Here is an 18,876-nt window from a genome sequence, read left to right on the forward strand (position 1 = left end):
GGCCGCGCGCCGCACCGCCCGGCGAGGGTCCCCCTCCCCCGCCGGGCGGTGCGGCGCGCGGTCCGGTGGTCAGCCCTCGGGCCGGGGTGCCGGGTGCCGTTCGGCCATCTGCACCATCAGCAGCAGGGAGAGGGCGGCCAGCGAGGCGAGCGCGGCGCACACGGCGGTGAGCCCGGCGCTCGACGGCGGCGCCACGGTGACGGCCAGGGCCCGGGTCAGCTCGGCCGGTGCGAACCGGCCCTCGGCGTAGCCGAGCGCGGCCAGGGCGGCGGGCAGCACGGATCCGGCGACCAGGACCGTCACCCCGGCCCGCAGGACCAGTGCGAGCGCCAGCGCGCCGCACAGCGCCGACGCCGCGAGGGCGGCGCCGTAGACGAGACCGGACGCGCCGTCGCGGTGCAGCGGGAAGTGGGCGGCGGCGCACACCACGAGGGCCGCCGCCGCGACCCAGCCGGGCCAGAAGACGAGCCGTCCCGGTGCGCGCGCCGCACCGTCCTGTCCGGCCGTGTCGTCGTCCGCCGCCTCCGCGGCCAGGGGCTCTTCCGGGTCGCAGGGCGTGCCACCGGGGCCGGCGCACTGCTCCGTGCCCGTCCCTGCGGCAGCCGGTTCCTGCGGGGCGGCGACGGGCGGGGCCTCCGCCGCGGTGTGCGGCGGCGGGCCGGTCCTGTCCTGGCGGGCGAGGCCGCCGAGAAGGTCCGCCAGTTCCTCGGCGGTCCGGGCGCCGACCGCCGCGCGGACGGCGACCCGGGCGCAGTGCGGCTGCTGCGGCGCGCGGTGCAGCAGCGCCAGCAGGCGGGTGACCTCGGCGAGGTCGCGGTGCTCGACGGCGGCCCGGATGGTGGCGTCGGCGCTCTCGGCCGGGCGCGGCGGCCGGGTCAGTTCGGCGACAAGGCGGACGACCTCCTCCACCGGGCGGTCCAGGGCGGCGGCGCGCAGGACCCGGCCGGTGGTGTCGGCGTACCGCGGGGAACCCTCCAGGAGGGTGACGAGCCGGACGACCTCCTCAAGGGGCCGGTCGCCCACGGCGCAGCGCACCGGTCGATGGGCCGGTTCGCCGTCCGCGGCCCCGCCCTCACCGCCGCCGGCCGGGGTGCCGGGCGGTCCGGCCCGGTGGATCTCCTCGGTGAAGGCGATGACGGACTGGAGGGACGGGTTGGGCTGTGGTGGTGAAGAGCGGGTGGTCATCTGGGCTCCAGGGCAGGGGTGCGGGCCGCTCCCGCGCCCCCGGATCGCGGCACGCGACTTACCCTGGCCATTACAAGAGCGTGCTCTGCCGGTGCGCCACCCGGGCGCGGCGCACGGGTGACCGCGGCGGCGGGGCCGGTACGAGGGACATGAGGAACATGAGCGACGTCAGGGACGCGAGCGACATGAGGGAGGGGAGCGGGACGTGGACTTCTCCATGAAGGTGATCCTGGTCACCGCGGTCCTCGCGGCCCTGGTGCTGGGCGGGGCGGTCACGGTGTTCGTCCGGCTGGTGCGGGCCCGGCGGGCGCTGCGGCGCGCCGGGCTGCCGACCGGACCGCGCTGGGTCTTCTGGGGCGCCGTCCTCTATTTCGTCCTGCCGGTCGATCTGCTGCCCGATCCGGTGTATCTGGATGACATCGGTGTCCTGCTCCTCGCCCTGCGCACGCTGCACGGCGCCGCGGGTGCGGCGGGCCCCTGGCCGGGGCGGCGGCCGGTGCTTTCCGGCCGCCGGGGACTGCCGGACGCCCATGATCACGCTCCGTGAGGAAACCATTCACTCGTTCGATTCGTATAAGTCTCCGGAACCCGAAACAAAGTCAGCGGGCCAAGCGAGAACGCACGGATGACCACCGCTTGATCGCGGCTGCACCGACAGGGGAGAGACGATGCAACCGTTCGCGCTCAACTACGCACGTCCGGCCGTGGAGTGGGATGCCGGTACGCCCTACGTCTATGACGCCGGGCTCCAGCTGAACGTGCTCCCGGACGGCAGGATCGCCGCGTGCGACCAGGCACTGCTGAGAGAACTGGGCACCACCACCTCGACCGCGGGCTCCAAGACGCACTTCGACGACTGAACACGGTCGGCGACGATGACCGTACTGATCCTCACCGGCGAGGAGGACGTGACGGCGGACATGGTGGTGGTCCACCTGAACGCCTCCTCGATCCCGGTGGTCCGGCTCGATCCGGCCGACCTGACCGCGGGCGCCACGCTGTCGGGCGAGTACGCGCACGGCACCTTCGACGCCCAGCTGTCCTGCGGGGGACGGCTGGTGAGCCTGAGCGGGCTGCGCTCCGTCTGGGTGCGCCGGCCCGGCGTTCCGGCGTCCCGGGCCGCCCAGCCCTCGTCCTGGCTCACGGAGGAGGCGACCCAGGCGCTGTACGGCATGCTGGGCGGCTGCGGCGCGCGCTGGATGAACCATCCCGACGCGGCCCGCCGGGCCCGGGTGAAGCCGTGGCAGCTGCGACTCGCCCAGCGCTCCGGGCTGCCGGTGCCCGCGACCCTGATCACCACCGTCCCGCAGGCCGCCAGGGAGTTCGCCGCGCGCTTCCCGGACCTGGTGGTCAAGCCGGTCTCCGGCGCGCATCCGCAGGAGCCGCCGCGGGCGGTGCCCACCACCAGGGTCGCGCCGGACGCCGACTTCGACGCGGTCGCCTACGGTCCCACGCTGCTGCAACGGCGGGTCGACAAGCGGGCCGACATCCGGCTGACCGCCGTGGGCGGCACCCTGCTGGCGGCCCGCAAGGAGATCCCGGCGGACGCGGACCCGGACGAGGTGGACGTCCGCTTCGCCTCCTCGCGGACGCCGTGGCGGGCCGCCGAGGTGCCGCCCGGTACGGAGGCCGCCGTACGCGCCTATCTCCGGACGGCCGAACTGGCTTACGGTGCCTTCGACTTCGCGGAGGACTCCGAGGGGACCTGGTGGTTCCTGGAGTGCAACCAGTCGGGGCAGTTCGGGTTCATCGAGGTGGAGACGGGCCAGCCGATCGCCCGCACCATCGCCGCGTGGCTGGCCCGGCCGGGGGCGCCCGTGGCCGGATCGTGACCTGCCTGCCCTGGCACGCGACGGCACGCAGTGCCACGAAGCGCCACGGGCGCCCCCGGCGTACGCCAAGCCGACCGTTCAGACGGCCAGCGAGAGACCGCTGTCGCCGTCGGTGTCCTGCGCCGCCTCCGCCGTCCGGCCGGTGGCCAGCAGCAGCGCGTCCGCGCGGACGATCGCGTCGTGGATGCTCGTCGTGCCCATCATGACGCACAGGGTGTAACTGACGTCCTCCAGCTCCCGAGCCGCATCGGCCCGCTCCCTCTCAGCCTGCGCGATCTTCAGTGATGCGTACCGAGTCAGCAACGTCCTGACGATCTTCGGGTCCGGAACCAGCACGGAGCGCCCCTCTCTCGATTTTTTGCTGCGTATGCCCCAGGCACGCCGTGCCATGCATGCCGACCGCCTCGCGACACATGATTGACCAGATTCAGTCGATTCCCGGTGGATCATCCGTGGATCGACCGGCGCACCGCGCGGCTCTCGGATATCCGGCCCGGGGGCGGCGCGCCCTCGGCGGAGGGGAGGAAGGGGCCGGGGGTGTCGGAGCGGCGGGTGCCGCGCGTGCCGCAGCGGTTCGCCGCCGGGCCCTGGTCGGGGCGGGGCGCGGCGCCGCGGGCGCGCCGCGCGCGGCCGGGCCGCGCACCACGCTCGATCCGCTGGGTGAGGGTCACCGGGGCCTCCGCTGCGCACTCGGCCGCACCTGCGCGGGCAGCCCCCGGTCACGGCGGCACGGCGCCGTACGACCCGGCAGAAGGTACCCGCAATATAGGTGCTTTTCGGCCCTTCGACCAAGATTGGGTCGGCGCCACGCACCGGGCGGGCAGGAGAACGGCCCGTCAGAAGCCCGGCACGGCGCAGGGCTTGCGGCCGCCGAGGGGCGAGGGCGGGGGAATCTTCGGGTGTCTGGCGGGATCCCGACGGACGAGAACGGGCCAGAGGTCTCCTGCCCCGAGGTCAGGGACGCCCGGACCGCGGGGGGAAAGTGCGCATATCGACAGAAAGCGCGGAGGGCCGGGTCACTCGGCGAGGGCGTCGGCCAGTTCCGTGGTGGCCCGGCTGATCTCACCGTCCTGCTCGGCGAGCAGTTCCCGCAGGGCGCCGGAGCGGGCGCGGACCGCCTGCCGGGCCCGCCGCTCCCACACCACCGGGTTCTCCCGGTGGTTGAGGAGCTTGGGGTAGACGGCGGCGACGCTCTCCCACTGGCGGGCGTCGGCGATGCTCCTGAGCAGCTGGATGATCTGCGGACGGCAGGTCACCTGGGGCGTCCGGGCCAGCTCCCAGAGGAAGGGCACGGTGGGGGCGGTCGCCTGCTCCACCACGAAGCCGTACTGGCAGATGCGCCCGCGCAGCTCCTTGAGCGCCGCCCGCGCGGTGTCGGCGTCGCCCCGGGCCATGCTGCGCAGCAGTGGGGGGATGCCGGCCGCGGAGCCGGTGGAGTCCCTGATGTCGCTCCAGGGCACCTGCCCCAGGGCCGAGAGGGACGCGGGGGCGGCATGGGTCGCGCGGTCGGTGCGCTGGGTGCTCGGCTGCTCCGTCGGTGCGGTACGCATGGCGTCGGGCCTTTCCGCGGCGGTCGTATGGGGGGTGGGTCCTTCAGTGGGGCGGGTGCGCGGGCCGCGTCGCCCCGGCCGTCCGGACGGGCAGGGACGGGGAGGTGCGGATCCGGGCGCGTCCCGCGCCGGTGGCGCGGACGAGGTGGGGCGATCCGGGCGGGGCCGGGTCCGCTGCGCCCGGTGTTCCGGGCGGGAGATTCGCGGACGAGAGCACGGCATCTCCCTGATGAGACGTCACCTGCCAGCGTCTACACAGGGGTTGACGCCACCGCTATTATCCACGCTGTCAGCGCCCGCGTGCAATTGCACGCGAAATTTCTCGTGAAAGTGCGCGGGACGGGGAAGGATCCGGACGGAACCAGCCGGAGCCCGACAATGGCCCGGCGCACCTCACGACGGAACGTGAACAGCGAGGAGACTGCGGTGCCATCGACGCCGAACGGAGTGCGGGCCAGCTCTTTGGACGCCCGCTGGATCAAGAGCAGGCACAGCAACGCCGAGGGCAACTGTGTGGAGGTCGCCGCCCTGAACGGCGGCGGGATAGCGGTACGCAACTCCCGGGACCCCGACGGCCCCGCCCTCGTCTACACCCCGGCCGAGGTGGCGGCGTTCCTGGCGGGCGCCAAGGAGGGTGAGTTCGACCACCTGTTGTGGTGATCGGCGGCCGTCCGCGGGCGAGCGGAGGGCAGGTGCCGAGTCACCGATAGGTGTTCGGACGGCTGCCCTCCGTGCGGGACCGGTGCGATAGTGTAAATCTCAAGTCCGCCGGTCCACTGGGGAGTCAGGATGTCCGCCGAGTCGCAAGGCCGCTCCCGCCTCGAACCCTATCTGGACGGTTCCGAACCGGCGCCCACTTTGCTGAAGTTGCTGGTCGGTGTACAGCTCACCGGCTTCCGCGAGGACGCCGGACTGTCTCAGGAGCAGGCGGCCCGGGGTCTCGGCTTCAGTGCCGCGAAACTCTCGCGCATCGAGTCGGGCAAGGGCCGTCGGCCTCCGGCGGAGGGCGACGTGCGCGCCCTCCTTCAGCTCTACGGCACCGGCGACTACGAGTCCTCGGTCCTGCTGAAGCTGCTGCGGCGTGCCGGTGAGCCCGGCTGGTGGCAGCGGTACGACAAGCGGCTGATGCCCGAGTGGTTCGACCGCCTCGTCGGTCTCCAGGAGGCAGCGGCCGCGATCCGTACGTTCGAGCTCCAGTACGTGCCCGGTCTGCTGCAGATCCCGGCGTACACCCGGGCGGTGGTGGAGCGCGGACTGCCGACCGCGCCGTCGAACGAGGTGCAGCGGCGGGTGGAACTGCGCACCCGGCGCACCGATCTGCTGCGCCGCGAGGATCCGCCGCAGTTGTGGGCGGTGCTCGACGAGTCGGTGCTGCTGCGCGTCCTCGGCAGCCGCGAGATCATGCGCGAGCAACTGGACCATCTGATCGAGATGGCGCAGCTCCCGCATGTCACGGTGCAGGTGGTGCCGCTGGACGTGACCAACGCGTCCGCACCCGCGATACCCATCACCTATCTGCGCTTCGGCGGGCTCGACCTGCCGGACGTCGTCTACCTGGAACACATCAGGAGCGCCAACTTCCTAGAGGACCGGGACGAGACCGAGGAGTACCGGATCGCCCTGGACCGGCTGGCCGACGAGGCCCTGACGCCGGCGAAGTCACTGGAACTGCTGCGCACCACGGCCCGGCAGCGCTACCCGGCGCCCTGAGCGCGCGCCGCGTCCGGGACGCGGCAGGACGCCCGCGCCCCGCCCCCGCCGCTTCCTCGGCTTCCTCTTCCTTCCGTTCCTTCCGTTCTTACCGTTCGTCCGCTGCTCAGCGGACCACTCCTATGCCGCCGAACTCCACCCATTCGTGGGTGAGCTGACGGGGCGCCACCTCGGTGTCGGGGCGCCAGGTGGAGACCTCGACCAGGCCCGGCTCCAGGACGTCCAGGTCCTCGAACCACTCGGCGACGTCCTTCTCCTCGCGCACCCTCCCCCAGTGCCCCTGGGTGGCCTTGTCCATGAAGTCGGTGACGAACGCCCGCACCTCGGCTTCCTCGCTGACCAGTTGGCACATCAGCATGATGCTGCCGGGCACCAGCCGCTCCCGGACCCGCCGGACCACGGCGAGCGGGCCGTCGGTGTCGCTGTCCGGGATGCAGTGGAAGACCGAGTTGAACAGCACGGCCACCGGCTTGGAGAGGTCGATCAGCCGCCGGGTGTCCTCGTGCGCGAAGATCTCGTCGGTCTGCCGCATGTCGGCGTGTATGACCGCGGTGCGCTCGTCCTGCTGGAGGAGGGCGCGGCCGTGCACCAGCACCATGGGGTCGTTGTCCACGTAGACGACGCGGGAGTCCGGGTCGATGCGCTGGGCGACCTGGTGGACGTTGTCCTGGGTGGGCAGACCGGAGCCGTGGTCCAGGAACTGGCGTATCCCGTAGTCCTGGGCGAGGGTGCGGACGGCCCGCTGGAGGAAGCGGCGGTTGTTCAGGGCGAGCCGGCGCGTGCTCGGGACGACCTTGTCGAGTTCCTCGCACGCCGAGCGGTCCGCCGCGTAGTTGTCCTTGCCGCCGAGGTAGTGGTCGTACATGCGCGCGGCGGTCGGCACATGCTCGTCGATGTTCGTGGACAGCTGGTTCTCCGCAGGCATCCATTCCCCCAGGTTCACCGGGGCCACCGCGTCAACGGGCCCGGTCCGAACAGAGGTTACATCCTACGGAGGCCCCGTTCGCCGTCACCAGCCACGGGACGGGCGGGCCGCCCGGACCCGGCCGCCGATCGTCCCGATCCACCCGATCGTCACAGATTCTTCACGCCGCCGGACCCATCGAAGGCGCGGTCCGGAGCACCCGCCTGCCTGTCGGAGGAGGAGGCGTCGTGGTGGTCGTCGCTGTTCTGTTGCTGCCGTTCGTGGGTGCACTGCTGCTGATCATGGACCGGATCGAGGACCGGTTGTCCGCACCGGCCCCGGCCCGCGGCCGGCCCGCCCGGCACCGCGGACATCTGCGACTGGTCCCCGGCGGCCGCCGCACCGCCGTAACGGGGGCCGCGCGGGACGAGCGAGACGCTACGGAGCCCGCGCCGGGACGGGACGCGGACGGCGGGGCCGGTGCGGCCCCGGAGACGGGCGATGGGACCGCTCCCGGCGCGGACGGCGGGTCCGTGCGGGACCTGGGGCGGCGGCACGCCGCCTGACCGGGGTCCGGCGAACGTCCCGGCGAGCGGCCCGGCGCGGTGACGCTCCGGCGGCCCCGGGACCCGCGCCCGCTCGCCGCGCCAGCGGGCCGCTGTGGCACCCTCGGGCGGGACCGGCCCGTATCGACGCGGACCGTCACCCCGCTCGGCACCGTGGAGAGGCAACCGCATGCGCATCGGACTGCTCGGCACCGGCCCCTGGGCCCAGATGGTCCACGCCCCCGCCCTCGCCGGGCACGGCGGACTGGAGTTCGCCGGGGTGTGGGGCCGCCGTACGGCTGCCGCCGCGGAACTGGCCGAGCGGCACGGCACCCGCGCCTACGCCGACGCCGACGCGCTGCTCGCGGACGTGGACGCGGTCGCCGTCGCGCTGCCGCCGGACGTCCAGGCGGAGTTGGCGGTGCGCGCGGCCCGCGCCGGCCGCCATCTGCTGCTGGACAAGCCGCTGGCGCCGACGGTGGAGCAGGCCCGCGCGGTGGTCGAGGCCGCCGAGCGGGCGCAGGTGGCCTCGGTGGTCTTCTTCACCGCCCGCTTCCAGAGCGCGCCGCGGGCGTGGATCGCCGAACAGGCGGAGCGGGGCGGCTGGTTCACGGGCCGGGCGCAGTGGCTCGGCGCCCTGTTCGGCGGCGCCGAGGACAGTCCGTTCGCTGCCTCGCCGTGGCGGCGGGAGAAGGGCGCGCTGTGGGACGTGGGCCCGCACGCGCTGTCGGTGCTGCTGCCGGTCCTGGGCGACGTACGGCGGGTGACGGCCGCCGCACCCGGCCCGGGGGACACCGTGCATGTGGTCCTCGACCACACCGGCGGCGCCTCCAGCACCCTCACGCTCAGTCTCTCAGCGCCGCCCGCAGCGGCCGGGACCGCGATGGAGGTGCGGGGCACGGAAGGGACGGCCGTCCTGCCGGAGGGCACCGAGGAGGCCGTCGTCGCCTTCACGCGGGCGGCCGACGCCCTGACGGAAGCCGCCCGCACCGGACGCCCGCACCCGTGCGACGCCGCGTTCGGGCTGCGGGTCACGGAGATCCTGGCGGAGGCCGGTGACCTGCTGGGCCGCGACGGCGACTGAGCCGGGAGCACTCCTGAGCCGGGGCACTGCTGAGCCGGGAGGCCGGCCGGGCGAAGAGTGCGGAAGGCGGGCCGGTGCCCGAGCCCAGTCCGCCGCCCCTCAAGGCTTCCTCGAAGGCGCGTACCCCCGGACCAAGTGATTCCGAATTGCCCGTCCTGTGGTCAACCGCCGTGGGGGAAGCGGGAGTCGGGGTGGGGCACAAGGGGTTGGCGCGGTGGGTGGTGCTGCGTAGCATCGGGCCTTCCGGCAGCGCGTGAGAGCGCTCTCACGCGCTTCGCCGCCCCTCCCCCACACCCTTGTCCGGCTTCAAGGAGGCTCCCCCACATGGCTCCTCGTCACCAGCGTCCGCTCGGCCGCAGGACGTTCCTCACCGCTCTCGGCGGCGCCGCCCTCGCCGCGCCCGCCCTCGCCGCCCTCGCTCCGCGCGCCCTGGCGGATTCGGCCCGCCCCGCGGCGGCGGGCGCCCTCCCGCTGACGATCGCCAACAACAGCGGTTCCTACGACAACGCCTCCGTCCACGTGTACATCGTCGGCAATCAGGACGGCGCCCAGGTCCGGGTCACCCCCGACGGCACCCTCGCGCCCGTCTCGGTCGCGGACAACGGCGCGGACGGCTTCACCGACTACGCGATCCCGCTCGTGGGCGGCGGCGAGACCCGGCTGTCGCTGCCGTACATGTCCGGCCGGATCTACGTCTCCCTCGGGCAGAAGCTCAAGCTGCGCGCGGTCACCGACGGCGACGGCCGGCCCGCCCTCCAGTACCCGGCGGGCTGGGTGTCCTCCGACCCCAACCACCCGGTCCTGCACGACTGCGCCGAGTTCACGTACAACGCCTCCGGCATGTTCTGCAACACGACGATGGTCGACATGTTCAGCGTGCCGATGAGCCTGCGGCTGACCGGCGCGCAGGACCAGACCACGGGCACCCTGCGCGACGGCGGCCGGGCCGCTGTGTTCGACGCCGTGCGGCAGGCCGGTGACTTCGCGCGGCTCGTCGTGGACGACACCCGGGTGATCGCCCCGGGGCACGGCCTGGACGCCGGGCTGTTCCCCGGGGACTACTTCGCCCCCTCCATCGAGGAGGTGTGGGACACCTACGGCGGCAAGGACCTCACGGTCGCCACCGTGGCGGGCACCTTCACCGGCCGGGTGCGCGACGGCAGGCTCGCCTTCACCGGGCCGGCCTCCGTCTCCTTCGCCAAGCCGTCGACCCGGGACGTCCTGTTCTGCGACGGCGCGCTCGCCGCGCCCAACGACGGGACGACCGGACCGGTCGCGGCCGTGCTCGGCGCCGGGTTCAACCGGTCGGTGCTGCTGGACGGCGCCCCGCAGCCGGTGACCGACGCGGGCGCCTTCTACACGGCCGGGATCACCAACCACTACTCCCGCGCGGTGCACGCGGCGACCGTGGACGGCAAGGCGTACGGCTTCGCCTTCGACGACGTGGCGGGCTTCGCCTCCTACGTCCAGGACACGGCGCCCACCGGGCTCCGGCTGACCCTCACACCGTTCTAGGGCCTGTCCTCGCGTCCGGTGTCTGTCCTCGCGCCGCCGCCCCGCCCGGTCGCCGCGGGCCGCCCCGGCACCCGCGGGGCGGTGCCGGGGTGCGGGGTCGGGGACGGCGTAGCAGCGTGGTGGTGTGGTGAAGCCGCCTGCCCTGCTGTCTCTGTCGTCGCGCCGGGACCCCTACCGGCGGGGCTGGCTGCGGGGCGCCCCGCCGCCGCGCTGGGTGCGGGTGCTGCCGGTGGCGCTGGCCGCCGTGGTGTGCGTGGTGACGCTGCTGAGCCCGAGCCCGCTGGACATAGGGTTCCTGCTGGGCGCCATCCCGCCGCTGGCCGTGCTGTCGTACGGGCCGCTGACCACCGCGCTGCTCGGCGGCGTGGTGGTGGTCCTGCTGAGCGTGCCGGCCTTCCGGCTGGACCATCCCGGCAACACCGACCTGGAGACGGTCACCTTCGTGGCCGCCCTCAGCGTGCTGCTGTCGTACGTGCGCAGCCGCCGCGACGCCCAGCTGGACCTGGCCCGTACGGTCGCCGAGGCCGCGCAGCGGGCCGTCGTGCCGCCGCTGCCCGAGCGGGTGGGGCCGGTGCGCTGCGCCGGTCTGTACCGGGCCGCGCAGCGCGGCACGCTGGTCGGCGGGGACTTCTTCGACGTGCGGCGCGGGCCCGGGGGCGTACGGGCGGTCATCGGCGATGTGCAGGGGCACGGGCTCGCGGCGGTCTCCACGGTCGCCGCGCTGCTGGGCAGTTTCCGGGAGGCGGTGCTCGACCGGCCGGGCCTGCCGGAGATGGTGGCGGCGCTGGACCGCCGTCTCGTGGTGGACTCGGCCGAGGTGCGGCACGCGGAGCTGTTCGCCACGGCGGTGCTGCTGGAGTTCTCCGGGGACGCGCGCTCGGTGCGGATCGTGACGTGCGGCCATCCGCCGCCGATCCTGCTGCGGGCAGGCGCGGCGACGGAGATCGCCGTCGTCCCCTGGACGCCGCTCGGCCTCGGCCTGTCCGACGCGCTCCCGCCGCACGACGGGCACATCGAGCGGCTGCTCCCCGGCGATGTGCTGTTCCTCGCCTCGGACGGGGTCACCGAGGCGCGCGACACGGACGGCATGTTCTATCCGCTGCTGGACCGGCTGCCCCTGTTGGCCGCCCACGATCCGGCGGCCCTGGCCGACCGCGTGCTGGCCGACGTCCTCGCACACTGCGGGACGATCCGCGACGACGTGACGATGCTCGTCCTGACACCGGGCCCGCCGGAACCCGACCGCTGAGCCGGTCCGGACCCGGACCACTCGGGACCCGAACCGGTCGGTCCCCGAACCACTCGGGACCCGAACCGCTCGGCACCCGAACCGCTCGGGACCCGGTCCGCCGGGACCCGATCCGCCAGGGACCCGCTCAGGCGTGTGCCGTGCAGGGCAGCGGTCCGCCGACTCGGGCGCCGTACCGGACGGCCACGGAGCGCGCCTCCGCAGGAACCGCCTCCCCCCTCGGCCGGTCCGCGCCCCGGGCGCGGCACCCCGCACCAAGCGGACCCGGGCCGGACCGGAACCCCGCGAACCCCGCTCAGGCGCCCGGCGCGCACCCGGCCGCGCACAGCGCGCCGTGGCCCGTGGCCGCGCAGACCGGAGCCGGGGCGGCGGGTCGCGGGAAGGGCACGGTGCGCGAGGGCGGCGGGAGCGGGCGGGCGGACGCACCGGAGGTGTCGGGGACGGCGTGTGCGGCGGCGGACCATGGTGCGCCGTGGGTGCGGAGCCGGTGGCGCAGGCCGCCCGCGCCGATGGCCCCGGCGACGAGGACACCGCCGATCACCAGCGCGCCCCGGGCGCCCGCCGCCTGCATCAGCAGCCCGAGCAGCGGCGGCCCGACCAGGTTCCAGCCCGTGCTCGCCGTGCGCCACACGCCGAGGACCCGGCCGCGCAGGTGTGCCGGAGGGTCGGTCTGGAGGACGGTCGTACCGGCCGTGTCGGAGACCGACTCGACCACCGCCATCGGGGCGACGAGCAGCAGCAGGACCCAGAGCGTCGGGGAGAGACCGGCGGCGATCTGGAGCACCGCGCCGGCCGCCGCGAGGACGCCGACCAGCCGGACGGAGGGGCTGCGCAGGCGTCCGGCCAGCACGGCGCCGGCCACGCCGCCCACCGCCAGCACGGTGGAGACCGTGCCGAACGCTCCCGCGGCCCCGCCGAGCGGCCCGGTGACCAGCACGGCGAGGGTGAGCCCGTAGTTCCGGCCGAAGACGCTGCTGAGCGCGGTGATGCCGGCCAGGGCGACGAGGGCGGGGCGGCGCAGGAAGAAGCCGAGCCCCTCGCGTGCGCCGGTGCCCCGCCGGGCGGCTGCCGGGGCGGCGGAGGGTGCCGCGGAGGGCGGTGCGGCGGGCGTCCGCCGCCCGGCCTCGGGGTGCGGGCGAAGGAAGGGGATCACCACGGCGACGGCCAAGAAGGAGACTCCGTTGGCGATGTACGCGGCTCCGGGGCCCCACCAGCTGACCACCGCCCCGGCCAGCGCGGTGCCGCCGACCCGGCCCGCGCCGCTGACCACCGAGCCCAGCGCGATGGACGAGGGCACGTCCTTCGGCGGGACGAGGTCGTTGCCGAGCAGGGCGCAGGCGGGCGAGTCGACGGTGGCGATCAGCCCGGTGACGGCGGCGAGCCCCATCAGGACCGGCACCGTGAGGTGGCCGGTGAGGACGAGCGCGGCGGTGAGGAAGCCGATGAGGGCGAGCAGGGCCTGGCTCAGCGACGCGGTGAGCCGGCGCGGCCAGGCGTCGACCGCCGCGCCGCCCAGCAGTCCGAGCAGCAGACCGGGCGCGGCCTGCGCGGACAGGGAGAGACCGGTCGCGGCGGCGGAGCCGGTGAGGTGCAGGACCAGGAGGTTCTGCGCGGTCAGCTGCATCCAGGTGCCCGCGTTGGACACCAGGTTGGCCGCCGACCACCAGCGCATGGCGGGGTGGCGCAGCGCCCGCCACGGGGCGCGGTCCGGCGAGGCCGCCGCGCGGCGCGCGGGGCGCCGGGGCGAGGGCAGGACGACGCGCCGGGCGGGGGACGCGGGCGCGGTGGAGCGGGCGGAGGGGAATGAGGCCACGGTGGGACGCTTTGCGTGAGAGACCGGACGACTGCCGTGCTGTGCCGCCGAGGGCGGCTCGACGGTGAGACATGCCGGGCACAGCGGCTGCCCATCTTCACAGACCGAGCGGCACGGTCGGTGCGCGTGCCGGTCCCCCGGGCTCGTGGTGTGCGTCAACGCGGCGCCCGCGCGGGGTGGTTGGCGGCCCGGTGGTGTTGCTCACAGGGGCGGGGCCGCGGGGACGCGGGGCCGTGCCGCGTGGCGGCCGGACCGGTCCCCCGTTCCGGTCCCGCCTGCGCACGCGGCCCCGCGGAAACCCCCGCGGCGTCTCGAACTTACGTCTCGCTTACGCGCGTCAAAACCGCGTCGGTGCCCTTTCGGGCAGCCGGAGGACTCACCCGTGCACAGGTGAGTCCGTATTGCCCCTGTTGCGGCCCGTCACGGTGCGCGGTCGGTCCCCTCGGCCCCGCCGGACGGGGTGGTTTCCGGTACGAGGGGTTCCAGTACGGGCGGTTCCAGGTCGCCCGCCGCCAGCTGGGCGAGGACGACCTCGTAGAGATCGCTGCCGACGGCGAGGAGCTGGCGTTCGAGCACCGGTTCGACTCCGCGCACGTGTTCGCGCACGGTCTGCGCGTGCACGCCGAGCAGTTGGGCGGCGCGCTCGGCGTTGCCGCCCGCCGCGGTCCAGGCGCGCAGGGTGCCGCGCAGGTCCCGGGTGTCGGCGGCCAGCCGCCCGAGGAGTTCGTCGGCCCAGGTGCGCAGCGCCGGACCGGCCAGCAGTTCGTCCAGGCCGACCTGCCGCGAGCGCGCCGCGGGGGCGCGGGCCGGTTCGGGCGCGACGCCCGCCTGGGTGTTCAGCGCGAGGTGCGTGGCGGCGCGGACGGTCAACAGCGAGAAGTCCGCGCCGAGCAGCGCCTCGACGCGTTCCACGCGGGCCCGGACGGTGTTGCGGCTCACCCCGAGGATGCGGGCGGCGCTGACCGCGGTGAACTCCAGGCCGAGCCGGGTGGTGGCGACCAGTTCGGCGCGGGTGTGGTGGGGCAGCGTGTCCAGCGGGCGCAGCAGCCGTCCCGCCCAGGCCCGCAGCGCCTCGGCGTCCATCAGGCGCTCGGGGTGGGTGCGCTCGGCGTACACGGCCGTGCCGTCCGGGCGGAACCGGGCCAGCGCGAGGGCGCTGACGGCCTGCCCGTAGGCCGTGGCGGTGCGGGCGAGGCTGTGCCGGATGCTGCCGCCGAGGAAGGTCCGCGGGCGGGCGCCGACCAGGGTGCGCAGCGCGCGCCCGGTGGTCTCGGCGGGAGCGATGACGATGACATGGCCGTCCACGGCCGGGCAGCGCACGACCAGGGCCTGGCCGTCGGCGGCGGCCAGGCATTCGGCGGTCAGCCGCTCCCTTTCGTCGGGGTGCGCCTCCAGGACGTAGACGTGCGCGGTGTCGGTGTCGAGCAGGCCGGGCCACAGGCCCGCGGCGACCCGGCGGGCGGAGACGGTGTCCTCGACCATCAGCAGTTGCAGGATCGCCAGCCGCAGCGCGGACGCCGCCTGTTCGAGGCGGCGTCCGGTCTCGGTGGTGTCCTCGGCCCGCAGCAGCAGCTCGACGACCGCGGCGGCGCGGGTGAGCATGTCGGCGGTGCGCCGGTCGAAGGGGGTGGCGCGGGAGACGGCGAGCACCCCGGCGGCGGGCGCCTGCGGATGCCCCACGCGCACCGCGCGGACGTGCCGGGTCTCGTCCTGGAGCGCCGCCGAGGCGAACCGGCCGGCGAGGAGGTCCGCTATCACGTCGTCGGCCAGGGGCAGCGCCGCTCCGGCGAGGAGGGTGCCCGTGCCGTCCAGGAGGCAGGCCGTCCCGTGGGCGGCGCCGGCGAGCCAGGCCACCACCCGGCGCGGGTCGCGTCCCGCGGGGCGCAGCTGGTCGAGGAGTTCCTCGGCCCAGGTCGCGTGTCCGTCGTCCGCACCGTGTCCCGGCGCGGCTCCGTCCTGTCGGCCGGCCATGTCGGCCCTCTCCTCCCGCTCCGGTACACCGCACTGACCTCGGCGTTCTCGGTCCGGGACGTTACCAGCGGCGGCCTCGGCCGTCCTGGTGACGACCCGCGGGCCACACGGACGGGCGCGGTGGGAGGGGCGGCTCCGCCGACGGCTCACAGGGGGGGTGGTGAGCGGCCGGCGGAGCCGCGGGCCCGGGGCCGGGGGGAGGGCTCCGGGCGCCGTACGCCTCTGCTTCCCCGGATTCCGCGGGGTACGCCCGTCCGTGTACGACGGATTCGGCGGGTCCGGCGGGTCCGGCGGGTCCGGCGGGTCCGGCGGGTCCGGCGGATGCAGCAGACGCGGTGGGCCCGCGGCGGGAGCCCGCGGGGCACGGGCCCCGCGCACGGCATAAGCTCGGCGGATGGCGAAGTACTTCGACGTGCACCCGGACAACCCCCAGCCGCGCGCCATCCGGCAGGTCGCCGACGGCCTGCGCGAAGGCGCGTTGATCGCGTATCCGACCGACTCCTGCTACGCCCTGGGCTGCCGGCTGGGCAGCCGCGACGGCGTCGACCGGATCCGGACGATCCGCCGCCTGGACGACCGGCACCACTTCACTCTGGTGTGCCAGGACTTCGCGCAGCTGGGGCAGTTCGTACGGATCGACAACGACGTGTTCCGCGCGATCAAGGCGGCCACGCCCGGCCGTTACACCTTCATCCTGCCGGCGACGCGGGAGGTGCCGCGGATGCTCCAGCACCCGAAGAAGAAGACCGTCGGGGTGCGCATCCCGGACCATGTGGTCGCCCAGGCCCTGCTGACGGAGCTGGGTGAACCGCTGCTGTCGAGCACCCTGCTGCTGCCGGACGAGGAGGAGCCGATGACGCAGGGCTGGGAGATCAAGGACCGGCTCGACCATGTGCTGGACGCGGTCCTCGACTCGGGCGACTGCGGCACCGAGCCGACCACCGTGGTCGACTTCTCCGGCGGGGAGGCCGAGATCGTGCGCCGGGGGGCGGGCGACACGTCGCGCTTCGAGTGAGGTGCGGCGCATGGCACGATGACCGTGATCCACCCGTCCTCGGCCGCCGGCTGCGGCCCGGGGGCGCCCCACCTCCGCCGGCGGGGACCTCGCCGGCGACGACCGCGCAGGAAGGCAGCGCCCCATGAGCGCCGTACAGGGACAGGCCGTCGACATCCCCACCGAGGACGGCACCGCGGACGCGTATCTCGCCCACCCCGGGGACGGACTGCCCCGGCCCGGCGTCCTGTTCTACACGGACGCGTTCGGTCCGCGCCCGCACGTGCGGGCCATGGCCGACCGGATCGCCGGGTCCGGAGCGGGCTATACGGTGCTGGTGCCCCATGTGTTCTACCGGCACGGGCCCGCTCCGGTGGTGGAGCTGCCCGACTTCATCGATCTGGCCGAGCGGCCGGAGATCTTCGGCCGGATCGTCCCGGTCATGCGGGCCCTGACGCCCGAGCTGTCGCGCCGCGACGCGGGCGCCTATCTGCGCCGGATGGCCGAGGACCCGCTGGTCGCGGACGGCCCGGTGGCGGTGACCGGCTACTGCATGGGCGCCCGGCTGGCCCTGCTGACCGCGGGCGCGTACCCGGACCGGGTCGCGGCGGCGGCCGGCTTCCACGGCGGCGGACTGGCCACCGACGCCCCGGACAGCCCGCACCTGGCCGCCCCCGACGTCACGGCGGAGCTGTACTTCGGCCACGCGGACGAGGACCCCTCGCTGCCGCCCGAGCAGATCGAGCGGCTGGAGGAGGCGCTGACCGCGGCGGGCGTCCGGCACCGCTGCGAGGTCTATCCGGGCGCCGGGCACGGCTACACCCAGGCCGACACCGACGCCTACGACGCGAAGGCGGACGAACGGCACTGGGCGGCGCTGCTCGGTCTGCTGGAGCGCACCTTCTGAGAGCGGACGGCTCCTCAGCTTCCGCGCGCGGGAGGTGAGTTGGCGGCGATCACGCCCCGACCCGCCTGCCGTGCGCCGTCCGCGCGTTGTTACGGTGCACCGCGTGTCTGACTCCTCACGCGATACCGTCGAAGGCGCCGGCTGGAACGACGCCGAACGCGGCACCTACACCCGGCTGATGCCGGACCGGGTCGAGAAACTGTCCTGGCTCAGCCCCCGGACGCTGTGGGCCGCGCGCAACGGCGTGGCCGCGGGCTGGTTCGGGGACCCCACCGGGCGGACCCGGTCCCGGTGGGTGGCGCAGCGGACGGCGGCCGGGGCGCCCGCCGACAAGGTGATCCGGCGCACCGAGGCGGACCGCTTCTCCTTCATGGTCCTCGGGGACCCCGGCGAGGGCGGCGACTCCCAGTACGCCGTCGTGCCCGGCTTCCTGAAGGTCTCCCGGGACACGTCGTTCGCCGTGATCACCAGCGATGTGATCTACCCCGTGGGCAGCACCGACGACTACGGCACGAAGTTCTTCCGCCCGTACCGCGACTATCCGGCGCCGGTCTACGCGATACCCGGCAACCACGACTGGTACGAGGACCTCGGCGGCTTCATGCGCGTCTTCTGCGACGACGCCCCGCCGTTGCCGCCGAAGCCCCGGCCGCGCGCGCTGGGCCGCGCCTGGTGGCGGGAGCTGCTGTGGCACCGCCCGCGCCCGGCCGACGAGCAACGCCTCGCCGAGGCACGGAAGTTGCGTTCGGCCCCCGGCCAGCAGGCCGTCCAGCCGGGCCCGTACTGGGCGATCGACGCCGGGCCGGTGCGGATCGTCGGCATCGACACGGGCCTGCTCGGCACGCTCGACGCGGAACAGGGCGCATGGCTGCGCGAGGTGTCGCGCGGCCCCCGCCCGAAGATCCTCCTGACCGGCTCGCCGCTGTACGTGGACGGTGAGCACCACCCCTGCCCGATCGAGGGCGGCGGCACCGTCGACGACATCGTCCGCGACCCCGCCCACCACTATGTGGCGGCGATCGGCGGCGACATCCACAACTACCAGCGCTACCCGGTGGACGTGGACGGCCGCACGGTGCAGTACGTCGTCTCCGGTGGCGGCGGGGCGTTCATGCACGCCACACACACCATCGGCCGGGTCTCGGTCGCGAACGTCACCGAGTCCGACTTCCGCTGCTATCCGCTGCGCGGCGACTCGCTGGCGTTCTACAGCGGGGTCTACGCCCGCCGGCTGCGGCTGCGCCGCTTCTTCACGCTGACCGAGGCGGAGGCCATGGCGGTGGTCGCCGAGCGGCTGGGCACGCCGCCGGTGCGCGCGCCGGGCGGCCCGGTCAGGGTCACCCGGCGCGTGCGGCTGGTGGCGAGCCTGCTGGGCGCGGGCCGCCGCCCCGGCCGCCGGGGCCGCTTCCGGCTGCCGGTGCGCACCCTGTACACGCAGTTGTTCTCGCCGGGCTCGGTCACCTACAGCCCGCCGTTCTTCAAGTCGTTCCTGCGGCTGGACGTCTCGCCCGAGGCGGTGCGGCTGCGCTGTTTCGCGGCGACCGGGAACCTCGCCCAGGAGACGGACCCGCCGGTCGAGGACGAGGTGACGATCCCGCTGCGCCCGCCCGCGTGAGC

The 18,876-nt window shown here is 74.7% G+C and carries 19 protein-coding genes; 12 read left to right on the plus strand and 7 right to left on the minus strand.

Annotated features, from left to right (window positions below; genetic code table 11):
• Positions 1 to 69: 69 nt before the first annotated feature.
• Positions 70 to 1,185 carry a hypothetical protein gene (locus R4Z62_RS02185; RefSeq protein ID WP_491518982.1) on the minus strand — a complete coding sequence of 372 codons (1,116 nt, stop codon included), beginning with the start codon at positions 1,183 to 1,185 and terminating at the stop codon, positions 70 to 72.
• 205 nt (positions 1,186 to 1,390) lie between these two features.
• Between R4Z62_RS02185 and R4Z62_RS02190 the strand changes: the two genes are divergently transcribed.
• From R4Z62_RS02190 to tgmB, 3 genes are all read left to right on the plus strand, one after another.
• The gene (locus tag R4Z62_RS02190) at positions 1,391 to 1,732 is read left to right on the plus strand and encodes a YkvA family protein (RefSeq protein ID WP_064531146.1); all 342 of its coding nucleotides are present in this window, start codon (positions 1,391 to 1,393) and stop codon (positions 1,730 to 1,732) included.
• A gap of 121 nt (positions 1,733 to 1,853) precedes the next feature.
• A complete protein-coding gene (tgmA, locus tag R4Z62_RS02195; RefSeq protein WP_018566459.1) occupies positions 1,854 to 2,045 on the plus strand; it encodes a putative ATP-grasp-modified RiPP in 192 nt (63 codons plus the stop codon).
• 15 nt (positions 2,046 to 2,060) lie between these two features.
• Positions 2,061 to 3,017 (plus strand): ATP-grasp ribosomal peptide maturase, encoded by a 957-nt coding sequence (tgmB, locus tag R4Z62_RS02200; protein ID WP_491518983.1) that lies wholly within the window; start codon positions 2,061 to 2,063, stop codon positions 3,015 to 3,017.
• Between the two features lie 78 nt (positions 3,018 to 3,095).
• Here tgmB and R4Z62_RS02205 read toward each other — a convergent pair whose 3' ends face one another.
• From R4Z62_RS02205 to R4Z62_RS02215, 3 genes are all read right to left on the minus strand, one after another.
• On the minus strand, positions 3,096 to 3,353 hold the full coding sequence (locus R4Z62_RS02205) for a DUF5133 domain-containing protein (RefSeq protein WP_064531148.1): 258 nt from the start codon (positions 3,351 to 3,353) through the stop codon (positions 3,096 to 3,098).
• Between the two features lie 110 nt (positions 3,354 to 3,463).
• Positions 3,464 to 3,688, minus strand: a complete 225-nt coding sequence (locus R4Z62_RS02210) for a hypothetical protein (RefSeq protein ID WP_064531149.1) — start codon at positions 3,686 to 3,688, stop codon at positions 3,464 to 3,466.
• Positions 3,689 to 4,033: 345 nt separating this feature from the next.
• Positions 4,034 to 4,567 carry a hypothetical protein gene (locus tag R4Z62_RS02215; protein WP_064531150.1) on the minus strand — a complete coding sequence of 178 codons (534 nt, stop codon included), beginning with the start codon at positions 4,565 to 4,567 and terminating at the stop codon, positions 4,034 to 4,036.
• A gap of 426 nt (positions 4,568 to 4,993) precedes the next feature.
• On the opposite strand from R4Z62_RS02215, the gene R4Z62_RS02220 reads away from it, so the two are divergent.
• Positions 4,994 to 5,227 (plus strand): DUF397 domain-containing protein, encoded by a 234-nt coding sequence (locus tag R4Z62_RS02220; protein WP_037873275.1) that lies wholly within the window; start codon positions 4,994 to 4,996, stop codon positions 5,225 to 5,227.
• A gap of 129 nt (positions 5,228 to 5,356) precedes the next feature.
• Positions 5,357 to 6,277, plus strand: a complete 921-nt coding sequence (locus R4Z62_RS02225; protein WP_064531151.1) for a helix-turn-helix domain-containing protein — start codon at positions 5,357 to 5,359, stop codon at positions 6,275 to 6,277.
• A 106-nt stretch (positions 6,278 to 6,383) separates the two neighbouring features.
• On the opposite strand, the gene R4Z62_RS02230 is transcribed toward R4Z62_RS02225, so the two are convergent.
• Positions 6,384 to 7,202, minus strand: coding sequence for an SAM-dependent methyltransferase (locus R4Z62_RS02230; RefSeq protein ID WP_491518984.1), 819 nt, complete (start codon positions 7,200 to 7,202; stop codon positions 6,384 to 6,386).
• Positions 7,203 to 7,432: 230 nt separating this feature from the next.
• On the opposite strand from R4Z62_RS02230, the gene R4Z62_RS02235 reads away from it, so the two are divergent.
• The 4 genes from R4Z62_RS02235 (at position 7,433) to R4Z62_RS02250 (ending at position 11,574) form a co-directional block, all read left to right on the plus strand.
• The gene (locus R4Z62_RS02235) at positions 7,433 to 7,747 is read left to right on the plus strand and encodes a hypothetical protein (RefSeq protein WP_491518985.1); all 315 of its coding nucleotides are present in this window, start codon (positions 7,433 to 7,435) and stop codon (positions 7,745 to 7,747) included.
• 169 nt (positions 7,748 to 7,916) lie between these two features.
• Positions 7,917 to 8,810: a Gfo/Idh/MocA family protein gene (locus R4Z62_RS02240; protein ID WP_491518986.1), complete on the plus strand. Its 894-nt coding sequence runs from the start codon at positions 7,917 to 7,919 to the stop codon at positions 8,808 to 8,810.
• A gap of 324 nt (positions 8,811 to 9,134) precedes the next feature.
• Entirely contained in the window at positions 9,135 to 10,325 is a 1,191-nt protein-coding gene (locus R4Z62_RS02245) for a beta-1,3-glucanase family protein (RefSeq protein WP_491518987.1), read from the plus strand.
• A gap of 124 nt (positions 10,326 to 10,449) precedes the next feature.
• A complete protein-coding gene (locus R4Z62_RS02250; RefSeq protein ID WP_491518988.1) occupies positions 10,450 to 11,574 on the plus strand; it encodes a PP2C family protein-serine/threonine phosphatase in 1,125 nt (374 codons plus the stop codon).
• A gap of 295 nt (positions 11,575 to 11,869) precedes the next feature.
• On the opposite strand, the gene R4Z62_RS02255 is transcribed toward R4Z62_RS02250, so the two are convergent.
• The gene (locus R4Z62_RS02255) at positions 11,870 to 13,246 is read right to left on the minus strand and encodes an MFS transporter (RefSeq protein ID WP_491521825.1); all 1,377 of its coding nucleotides are present in this window, start codon (positions 13,244 to 13,246) and stop codon (positions 11,870 to 11,872) included.
• 561 nt (positions 13,247 to 13,807) lie between these two features.
• Positions 13,808 to 15,358, minus strand: a complete 1,551-nt coding sequence (locus R4Z62_RS02260) for a helix-turn-helix domain-containing protein (RefSeq protein ID WP_491518989.1) — start codon at positions 15,356 to 15,358, stop codon at positions 13,808 to 13,810.
• A 394-nt stretch (positions 15,359 to 15,752) separates the two neighbouring features.
• Between R4Z62_RS02260 and R4Z62_RS02265 the strand changes: the two genes are divergently transcribed.
• The 3 genes from R4Z62_RS02265 to R4Z62_RS02275 all read left to right on the plus strand — a co-directional run bounded on the left by R4Z62_RS02265 (position 15,753) and on the right by R4Z62_RS02275 (position 18,874).
• Positions 15,753 to 16,373 (plus strand): L-threonylcarbamoyladenylate synthase, encoded by a 621-nt coding sequence (locus R4Z62_RS02265; RefSeq protein ID WP_018566446.1) that lies wholly within the window; start codon positions 15,753 to 15,755, stop codon positions 16,371 to 16,373.
• A gap of 124 nt (positions 16,374 to 16,497) precedes the next feature.
• Positions 16,498 to 17,259: a dienelactone hydrolase family protein gene (locus tag R4Z62_RS02270; protein ID WP_064531158.1), complete on the plus strand. Its 762-nt coding sequence runs from the start codon at positions 16,498 to 16,500 to the stop codon at positions 17,257 to 17,259.
• Positions 17,260 to 17,362: 103 nt separating this feature from the next.
• A complete protein-coding gene (locus R4Z62_RS02275; protein WP_491518990.1) occupies positions 17,363 to 18,874 on the plus strand; it encodes a metallophosphoesterase family protein in 1,512 nt (503 codons plus the stop codon).
• Positions 18,875 to 18,876 lie beyond the last annotated feature (2 nt).

The organism is Streptomyces sp. PL-25 (genome assembly GCF_058344915.1).